10 protein-coding genes are annotated in these 9,665 nt (G+C 27.7%); 4 read left to right on the top strand and 6 right to left on the bottom strand.

What is annotated here, in order from left to right; translation table 11 throughout:
• Positions 1-485: 485 nt before the first annotated feature.
• Positions 486-1,133, top strand: coding sequence for a PAQR family membrane homeostasis protein TrhA (gene trhA / locus ACRCYC_RS08210; protein ID WP_438618644.1), 648 nt, complete (start codon positions 486-488; stop codon positions 1,131-1,133).
• A gap of 70 nt (positions 1,134-1,203) precedes the next feature.
• Here trhA and ACRCYC_RS08205 read toward each other — a convergent pair whose 3' ends face one another.
• From ACRCYC_RS08205 to ACRCYC_RS08195, 3 genes are all read right to left on the bottom strand, one after another.
• On the bottom strand, positions 1,204-2,205 hold the full coding sequence (locus ACRCYC_RS08205; RefSeq protein ID WP_438618643.1) for a hypothetical protein: 1,002 nt from the start codon (positions 2,203-2,205) through the stop codon (positions 1,204-1,206).
• Between the two features lie 127 nt (positions 2,206-2,332).
• Entirely contained in the window at positions 2,333-4,702 is a 2,370-nt protein-coding gene (locus tag ACRCYC_RS08200) for a heavy metal translocating P-type ATPase (RefSeq protein ID WP_438618642.1), read from the bottom strand.
• Between the two features lie 26 nt (positions 4,703-4,728).
• Positions 4,729-5,106 carry an ArsR/SmtB family transcription factor gene (locus tag ACRCYC_RS08195; RefSeq protein WP_438618641.1) on the bottom strand — a complete coding sequence of 126 codons (378 nt, stop codon included), beginning with the start codon at positions 5,104-5,106 and terminating at the stop codon, positions 4,729-4,731.
• A gap of 200 nt (positions 5,107-5,306) precedes the next feature.
• Here ACRCYC_RS08195 and ACRCYC_RS08190 point away from each other — a divergent pair, with 200 nt between their 5' ends.
• Positions 5,307-5,807, top strand: a complete 501-nt coding sequence (locus ACRCYC_RS08190) for a hypothetical protein (RefSeq protein ID WP_438618639.1) — start codon at positions 5,307-5,309, stop codon at positions 5,805-5,807.
• Between the two features lie 169 nt (positions 5,808-5,976).
• On the opposite strand, the gene ACRCYC_RS08185 is transcribed toward ACRCYC_RS08190, so the two are convergent.
• The 3 genes from ACRCYC_RS08185 to ACRCYC_RS08175 form a co-directional block, all read right to left on the bottom strand.
• Positions 5,977-6,312 (bottom strand): hypothetical protein, encoded by a 336-nt coding sequence (locus ACRCYC_RS08185; protein WP_438618638.1) that lies wholly within the window; start codon positions 6,310-6,312, stop codon positions 5,977-5,979.
• A 1-nt stretch (position 6,313) separates the two neighbouring features.
• Complete coding sequence (locus ACRCYC_RS08180; RefSeq protein ID WP_438618637.1) at positions 6,314-6,694, bottom strand: YtxH domain-containing protein; 381 nt, start codon at positions 6,692-6,694, stop codon at positions 6,314-6,316.
• Between the two features lie 92 nt (positions 6,695-6,786).
• Positions 6,787-7,869: a hypothetical protein gene (locus ACRCYC_RS08175; protein ID WP_438618636.1), complete on the bottom strand. Its 1,083-nt coding sequence runs from the start codon at positions 7,867-7,869 to the stop codon at positions 6,787-6,789.
• Positions 7,870-8,066: 197 nt separating this feature from the next.
• Here ACRCYC_RS08175 and ACRCYC_RS08170 point away from each other — a divergent pair, with 197 nt between their 5' ends.
• On the top strand, positions 8,067-8,795 hold the full coding sequence (locus ACRCYC_RS08170) for an HAD family hydrolase (protein ID WP_438618635.1): 729 nt from the start codon (positions 8,067-8,069) through the stop codon (positions 8,793-8,795).
• 19 nt (positions 8,796-8,814) lie between these two features.
• On the top strand, positions 8,815-9,600 hold the full coding sequence (locus ACRCYC_RS08165; protein ID WP_438618634.1) for a hypothetical protein: 786 nt from the start codon (positions 8,815-8,817) through the stop codon (positions 9,598-9,600).
• Positions 9,601-9,665 lie beyond the last annotated feature (65 nt).

Below are 9,665 nucleotides of genomic sequence, written 5' to 3'. Positions count from 1 at the left end.
AACTCTCAAATATAATTTAAAAAGTTGTCCATCGCTCAGCTAATCATTATCTGAATATCTGGCTTGGTTGTTTGTGTTTAATTCTTTTAAAAAGAATTTTTATAATTAACCTACTGTTTAATTTTCAAAGTTCATGTTTGACAACTTCTTTAGTTTAACAAAATGTTTTTATCTTGTCAAATCTTTTTTCTGTTATCTTGTTTGCCCTTTTCTTAAGGACAAGTAATACTTTACCACCTAAACTTAATATCGTCAATAGTTTTTTAAAACTTTTTTTATTTTTATATATATGTCACTTGATATATATATTATCAATTAATTATACTATTTATATATATAGCTTTAATACTCATTCTATATTTTACAAATAATTCAGATATTTAACATAAAGTTAGTATAAATATGATAAAATATTTTAAACAGATATGTAATGAACATAATTACAAATACAATTATTTATAAGTTTAAATAAAGGAGTGATTACATTGGGTACTTATCTTAGAGAACCAGTGAGTGGTTTTACTCATCTGGCAGGAGCTATACTTTCTTTCATAGGACTTTTAGCTTTAGTCATTAAAACAACAATGACTAGTCCTACGGTTATAAACTTAATTGCCGTAATAATTTTCGGCATAAGTATGATACTTTTATATTCAGCTTCGGCTACTTATCATTTAGTAGTATCTTCTGACAAGGTAATTAAGTTTTTAAGAAAGCTTGACCATTCAATGATATTTATATTGATAGCAGGCTCTTATACTCCATTTTGTTTAATAGCTTTAAATGGAAAACATGGATTAGCATTATTTGCACTGATTTCTGCAATTGCAATCGCAGGTGTTTTATTTAAAATGCTTTGGTTTAATTGTCCTAGATGGCTTTCTACTTCTATATACATAGGAATGGGTTGGATTGCGATATTTATTATAGGCCCTTTATCTAAAACAATTTCTCCACAAGGTGTTTTTTATTTAGCTTTAGGTGGAGTATTCTACACAATAGGCGGAATTATCTATGGTCTTAAACCAAAATTTTTAGATTTCAAATATTTAGGTTTCCACGATATATTCCATATTTTCGTAATGCTTGGTAGTTTAACACATTTTTATTGTGTGTTTAAATACGTCATATAAACTTAAGGACGGATTCTTTAATCCGTCCTTTTTTTATGCTTATTAAAATTATATCCCTTACTCAGCTTCTTCATCTTAAATTTCTATAGTCTTTTATTGTAGGTTCAAACAATACCTTTTTATTTCTAATATGTCTAAATTTACTTAGTTCTCTGTATATTTCAGCTCTAGCTATATTCAAATCACCTACTGGTCTATGGTCTATAGTACTATGCCCAGGAGAAAATGATAAGTTTTCACATAGTTCAAATCTTTGTTTTGTTTTAATACATTGTGCAGGAATAACTATTTCAGCAACTTTAATAAATGGAGATTTACTTTCATCCCAATTAATTGATGCATCATTTATGGGCATATCCTTTTTATCAGTTTGAAATTGCACCAAAAAATCAAAAGTTGCATCATGCTGTGATAAGTGATTTTGCATATTTTCAGTTAAGTAATTTTGAGTAAGTTTTATTGGAAGTTCACTCTTATATTGAGATTTGGGTACAACACAATACTTAATTACCCTATTTTTATATGCATATGGAGTTGTACTATAATAACAAACATCCAAAGGACTTGTTTGGTTTTTTCTGTTTTTTAAAATTTCTTTTATTAAACCTAATCGTTTTTCTTTCGTAAGTTTATAAAATAGAGTTACTGGTTTCTTCTTTTTAACCATATAATACATAGCATCTCTAAAAATTTTCAAATTAGCTACAGGCATTGTTTTGATTGTTAACATTATAAAATCTTGGGTGTTTTTTTCATCTCTACTATATTTTTTACCATTAACATCTACAAGCTTTATAGCCATACCTCTAATGTCCTTAGATTTATCACTTTTAATTTTATTTCCACCACTAGAAAATCTAACAAAACAAGAATAGCTCATACCAGGCTTTAATAAATCAGTTTTTAAATTTTCGTCCAAGTTTTCAACTACATTAAAATGTGCTTTTACAAGTCCTAATTGCTTTGGGTGAGCTCCTCTTTTTGTATTTCCTTTTTTGTAATCTTTCAAAAGTTTTTCTTTTAATATATATATAATTTCTTTGGTCATTAACTCTCTATTTCTATATTCCAAAATAATAGCCTCCAATACTTTTTATAATAAGATTCCATATGTTTCAGTTTTGACAAATATACTATTATTTAAAACAAAATTAGGGATGTCTTAAGTTAATAAGACATCCCTGTTATACTTATTTTATTTATTTCATAACTCTCATTGCATTTAATACTGCTATTAATGCAACTCCTACATCTGCAAATATAGCTTCCCACATAGTAGCAACTCCGCCCGCTCCTAATACTAAAACTATTAATTTAACACCTAATGCAAATATTATATTTTGCCATACAATTTTATTAGTCTTTTTAGATATTTCAATAGCTTTTACAATATTACTTGGCTCATCAGTCATTAAAACCACATCTGCTGCTTCTATAGCTGCATCTGATCCTAAACCTCCCATAGCAATACCTACATCTGCTCTTGCAAGTACTGGAGCATCATTTATCCCATCTCCAACAAATGCAATTTTTTCTTTTTCATTTCTTCCTTCATATAAATCTTCTAACTTATTTACCTTATCAGTAGGAAGTAAATTTGCATATACTTTATCTAAGTTTAATTTTTTTCCTATATCATCAGCAACTGCTTGATTATCTCCTGTTAACATAACTGTATGTTTTATGCCTATACTCTTAAGACCTTCTATACAAACCTTAGAATCATCTTTTACCTTATCTGCTATAACAATATATCCTCTATATTTTTTATTGACAGCTATATATACTACTGTTCCAACTTCCTTAGCTTTAGAATAGAATATATTTTGAGTCATCATAAGTTTTTCATTACCAGCTAATATACGCTGTCCTTCGTAGTCTACTCTAATACCATGAGCTGCTATTTCCTCATAATTTTTAATTTTATCTAAATCAACATTTCCTTCATAGTGTTTTACTATAGATTTAGCTATTGGATGATTTGAATTAATTTCTGCTATAGCAGCATATCTTAACAATTCATCTTCACTTATACCTATAGGTTTTACACTTGTTACATCAAATACACCTTTTGTAAGTGTTCCAGTTTTATCAAATACTACTGTATCTACATTTCTTAAAGCTTCTAAGTAACTACTTCCCTTAATTAAAATACCTTGTTTTGATGCATACCCTATTCCACTAAAGAAACTTAATGGTATAGATAGTACTAAAGCACAAGGGCAAGAAACAACTAAGAATATTAGCCCTCTATAAAACCAACTATCAAAAGATGCTCCCGGTATTACAATTGGAGGAACCACAGCTATTAACATTGCTGAGATAACTACTACAGGCGTATAATATTTAGAGAATCTAGTTATAAAGTTTTCAGTTTTAGATTTTTTAGTACTAGCATTTTCAACTAAGTCTAAAATTTTAGAAACAGTAGACTCTTCAAATTCCTTTTCAACTAATATAGTTAATAAAGCATTTTTATTTATAAACCCTGATAAAACTTCTTCTCCTTTACCAACTTCTCTTAATAAAGATTCTCCAGTTAATGCAGATGTATCGACCATACTAAATCCATCTACAATAGTTCCATCTAACGGTATTCTTTCACCTGGTTTTACTACTATTAAATCCCCAACTTCCACGTCATATGGGGAAACTTCTTTTATTTCAGAACCTACTTTTAAATTTGCATAATCTGGTCTTATTTCCATAAGTGAAGCTATAGATTTTCTTGATTTACCCACAGCCTTAGCTTGTAAGAACTCTCCTATCTTGTAAAATACCATAACTCCAACAGCTTCTGCCGATTCACCTATAGCTAGCGCTCCAATTGTCGCAATGGACATTAAGAAGTTTTCATCAAATATCTGACCTTTTCCTATATTTTTAATAGCTTTTAATAATACATCTCCACCTACTATTATATAAGCGAGAACAAATACTATTGTATTAAAGCTAGATTCTTTTCCGGTTGCAAGTTCATATATCCCGAATATATACACTAAAACACCTATTGCAAGTTTTATCATATCTTTTTTTTCATTATCATCTTTTTCAATGTCTTGATTTTTTTTTATATTTTTTTTATTATCTTTAAACTGTATATCCAGTCCTGGTTCTGTATCATTGATTATATCAATAACTTTATCCATTGTTTCTTTAGAACTAATTCCCGAAACTAAATTAACTGTCAACACCTTGTTGATAAAGTTTAGGTTAGCACTTTCTACTTCACTTAACTTATCCACTTTTTCACAGATTACCTCTGCACAATGTGCACAATTTAATCCATTTAATATTAATTCCTTCTTTTTAGATTTATTTTTAGCTTCTTTTACTTTTATATCTAAACCTGGTTCTGTATCATTTACTATCTTTATAACTTTATCAATTACTTCTTCTTGATTTAAATCGGATTCAATATTTAGAGTTAATACTTTATTTATGAAATTTAGGTTAGCACTCTCTATTTCTTCTAATTTATTAACTTTTTCATTTATAACCTCGGCGCAATGCGCACAATTTAATCCGTCTAATATTATTTCTCTTTTAACAAGAGCATTTGTACTCATATTATCCCCTTCTATCTTTTAAATTTTTATTTGTTATAAGTTTCTTGTATATGTGCTAATCCACAATTAAATATTTGATTTATGTGATTATCATCTAACGAATAATATACTGTTTTTCCTTCTTTTCTAAACTTAACTAATCTAGCTTGCTTTAAAACTCTTAATTGATGCGATATTGCAGAATGAGTCATTTTTAATAAATCCGCTATATCACATACACACATTTCACTAGCAAATAATGCGTACAAAATTTTAATTCTCGTAGTATCTCCAAATACTTTAAATAATTCAGCTAAATCATATAACGTCTCTTCTTCTGGCATTTTTTGTTTAGCTTTATCAACCAATTCTTCATGTATCTCTTCACACAAGCAATCTTTTATTTCGTCTATATTACACGTCATCGTGAATCCTCCTTTTTGCATTCATACAAACGTATGAATAACTGTTCATATATAATATTATATGCTTGTATCAATATTTTGGCAACTATTATATAAATTTAATTTTAAATGCACATAATGAAGCTTCTTTTCTTATATATATATAATAAAGTGTTTTCAAAATAAGATACGAAGTCTTTAATTTAGGAGGTTAATTACTTATGAACTTTGATGGTTATATGAACCCTATGTTTTCTGACATGGATAATAAGTATATATATCCTATGCCTTATGTTAATCCAATGGTATATATGAATCCTTATATGGTAAACCAAATGCCTAACCAAAATAGCAAACAACAAAATGCTAATGAAAACCAAAGTGATCAATATACAAATACTTATCAGAATAACCCTATGATGTATATGAATCCTTACATGATGAATCCTATGATGGGTAATGTAGATCCTAGCATGATGATGCAAATGTGTATGCAGATGATGCAGATGATGCAGATGATGAGTGGAATGCCACAAGTTAATTCGATGCCTGGTATGCCTGGCATGCCTATGGATAATATGATGATGCATGATAATAGTGGTAATGGGTACGCTGACCCTATGAAACAAATGCCTGGTATGCCTATGATGATGCCTATGATGGGCTGTATGCCTGGTATGCCTAATATAAACATTGAAGAATTTGATGAAGAAGAAATGTAATTAGATTCAATTTAATTGGGGGTAGAATAAAATTAAATAAAATTATTTTTTATTCTATGTATAAACTCACTTATTTGAGGTCATAATATTAATGTATTCCTCATAATATTCCCCCAATATTATAAATACATGAAAAAAGCCCTAGCTTATGCTAAGGGCTTTTTCTATTTTATTTATTTGCTACAACATTTTTTACTATTTTTAATATATCTGTAGCTATCTCTACATTAGATTTAACACTTTCTTTTGCTACTATAAAATCTGCCGTTGTATCTGTAATAACTTCACTTACATCCTTTAAGTTATCACTTATTTCACTTACATTATCAACTACCATAGGCAATTTAGTAATAGTAGCCGTAACATTATTTGAATTAGATGAAACTAAATCTTTTATAGATTTTATAAAATCATTTATATTTTTTAAAGTTATTATTAAATAAACTAATGCTATGCATCCTAGTAACGCTGCTACACAATATATTGCATTAATATCTATATACATATTAAGCCTCTACCGCTTCGCTTGTTTCTATTTGAGGAATTTCTTCCGTATTATCTTCTACATTTTTATTTTTCTTAGTTTGTAAGTATTCTTTTATTTTTTTCTTTGATTCTTGGAAGTTTTCTTTTCCCATGTTTAATTGCTCATTAACTTTAACCTTAGCTTGTTGTGATTTTTCATTCACTGTATTTGCAACTTGCTGTGATTTATCCTTTATATCTAATCTTGTTTCTTTTCCTGACTTAGGAGCTAATAATATTCCACCTAAAGCCCCTGCTGTTATTCCTGCTGCTATCCCTGCAGTTGCTATCTTCATCTTTTTGTTTCTTTCAGCTATTTTTTTAGCTCTTCTTTTTTGCTCTAATTTTTGTGCTAAGTTCATGTTATCTCCTCCAAATTTGTTTATACTCACTTTATACCCAAATCATGTATAAATTAACACTATTTTACAATAAAATAATAGCAAAATCAAATTTAATCAAGAAAATCATAAAAGTCTTCAGATTCAGATTCAACAAACTCATATAACACGTTTTGTTCAAAGAACATTTCTTCTTCTAATTCTATATAGTCTGCAAAATTACATTGAAGTAATTTATTTATATATAACCTATCTTTCTCGTTGTATGTAGCCACAAAAAACTTATCACTCATTTGATAATATAGGGCAGTTAAATCGTTATTTATTACATATGTTTCTTCTTTTACATGATTGTTATCAAAATTGAATCTAGTAAATAAAGTTCCTAAATCTAAATCACTTTTAAGTACAAACGGATTCAATTTATAAAATTTATCTACAAATTCATCTTTATTTTTCAAATCATAAATTGCTATATATTCAAATTTAGATATTTCATCAAATACCTCAAAATCATATATACCTTCTTTATCAGCAAACATCAATGAGTTTATTTTGTATTGTTCATTTTCATAGCTTATATGAAAAGCTAATTTACAAGTATAATATCCATCATTATCTTCATACAAAACATCACAAACATATGTATTATCATCTTTTTTAATAACTTTATTTTTAAGTAAAGCTCCATTTATATTAGTTATATGCATGTTTGCTATGTCTTCATTGTTAGAAAAATACTTTAAACTATCTTTATCCCATGCTATAAACCTCATGGTCATATAATTTATAAATTCTATATCTGTATCTATTTTTTTGCATATTTTAGGATATAAGTCAAATATATCAATCTCAGCTTTATACTTTTTTATAATGTCTATATACTCATCAACATTTCCTGGCAACTCTTTGTTCCAATAAATAGATTTTTGTCCATAGTAATTAACTAGACTTAAAGCTTCCTCTTTAGTAATTTGTATTCTATCTGATCCTAATCCTCCCATTAATCTTTCTTGTTCTTTATTTAAATCCTCATATGAAGCATTTCTTAAACTTACATAATCAGCTATTCCTAATCCTTCTGCATCTATTAAAAAATATTGATATAGTATATCTTCATCATCTTCCCATCCGATTATAAGTCCCATACTCCCCATTAATCTCGAATTGGTTACCTTTGCAAAAATGAATTTCATTTTATCAAACACCCTTTCTTAAATATGTATGTTTCACCATATTTTTTTACCGACTGTATACTCAATTCAATCAGCATACTTTTAAATATACCCATTTAAAAATTAATTTTAAATTATTTCTTATATTTTTACAACTCTATGCCGATTTTATAATATAATAGATAAAAGAAAAAATCGTACTGATTGAGGTGATATATATGAAAAAAACAGCAGCATTCTTCGATATAGATGGGACTTTATATCGAGATTCATTAATGGTTGAACACTTCAAGAAACTTATAAGATATGAAATCGTAGATGAAAAGGTATGGTTAACTAATGCCAGAGATACATTTGTTAACTGGGATAAAAGACAAGGTAATTATGATGATTATCTTTTTGAAGTATGTGATATATACGTAGAATCTTTAAAAGGTTTAGATTTATGTTCTATCAATTTTACTAGTAATCAAGTTATAAAACTTAAATCTGATAGAGTTTATAAGTATACTCGTTCTCAAATAAAATGGCATTTAGATCAAGGTCATGTAGTTATATTTATATCTGGAAGCCCTGATTTTTTAGTGTCTAAGATGGCTAAAAAATATAATGCAACTGATTTTATAGGAAGCACTTATGTGTTTGAAAATGATAAGTTTAACGGAGAGGTAATTCCTATGTGGGATTCAGCTAGTAAAAATATTGCTATAAATGATTTTGTTGAAAAATACAATTTAGATTTATCTAAGTCATATGCATACGGAGATACAAACGGAGATATAAATATGCTTAGAAGAGTTGGAAATCCTATAGCTATAAATCCAACTAAAGAATTGCTTCATCAAATAAATAATGATGAAACTATAAAAAATATATCTAAAATAATAATTGAAAGAAAAGATTTAATTTATCAATTACCTGCTTCTGTTGAAGTTTTAGATATGTAGTATTTACTAGGAGGTATTAATGGATTTAACTAACAATAAAGAATTTATAAATAAACTTAATGATGATATAGAGTCTTTAAGTAAAACACTATATTTAGATAACCCAGATTTATGGCTTGATTTTTTAGAAAAGTCTTCTGATAAAAACTTTGATGAAATGGGTTTATTCTTTGCAGCTAAATATAATTTTTTATCTATAATAAAGTATGCTGTAGAGAAAAATAATTTTGATTTAAAAAATAGCTCAAAAAACAAAGCTTTTAATTCTATAAAAAACCATCTAATAGATGTTGCTCGTACAGAAGGTTCTTATGATGTTCTAGCTTATTTATCCGGTGAAAACAAAGTAGAAGTTGAAAATAAAACTAAACTTAGCTTCGAATGTTCAGAAAATAATTCTGTAAAATTTAATAATGATTACGTTGGGTCTACTTACAATTGCCCCCACTGTAATTCAAACATATTCCAATTTGGATATAATGTTTTTATTTCTTCAACTTGCACTTACTCTGTTTCTCATAGAAAACTTATTAGGTCTAATCCAAAAGAATTAGATACAATTGTTTGTGCTAGTTGCAAAAAGGAAATACCAGAGATTACACCAACTAAACTTGAAAATATTCTTAATATCGAAAACTGCATTACTTGTAGCACTCATTTACCTACTTCAGGAATTCTAAAAGAAGTAATCGTAAACTTTAATAAAGATCATGATGTTTTCGAAGATGATAAGTCTATATATTGTTGTAAATCATGTAGAAAACCACTTGAAAACGTGCAATTACAACATTTTAATTTGATATAATTTGTAATTTCCCAGGAAATCACGTCAAAAAACACTCTTTTCAAATATAAAAGAGTGTTTTTTAA

Origin of the sequence: Paraclostridium sp. (assembly GCF_051657365.1) — a bacterium.
Classification (GTDB): domain Bacteria; phylum Bacillota; class Clostridia; order Peptostreptococcales; family Peptostreptococcaceae; genus Paraclostridium.
This window is presented reverse-complemented; position numbering and strand designations above follow the sequence as displayed.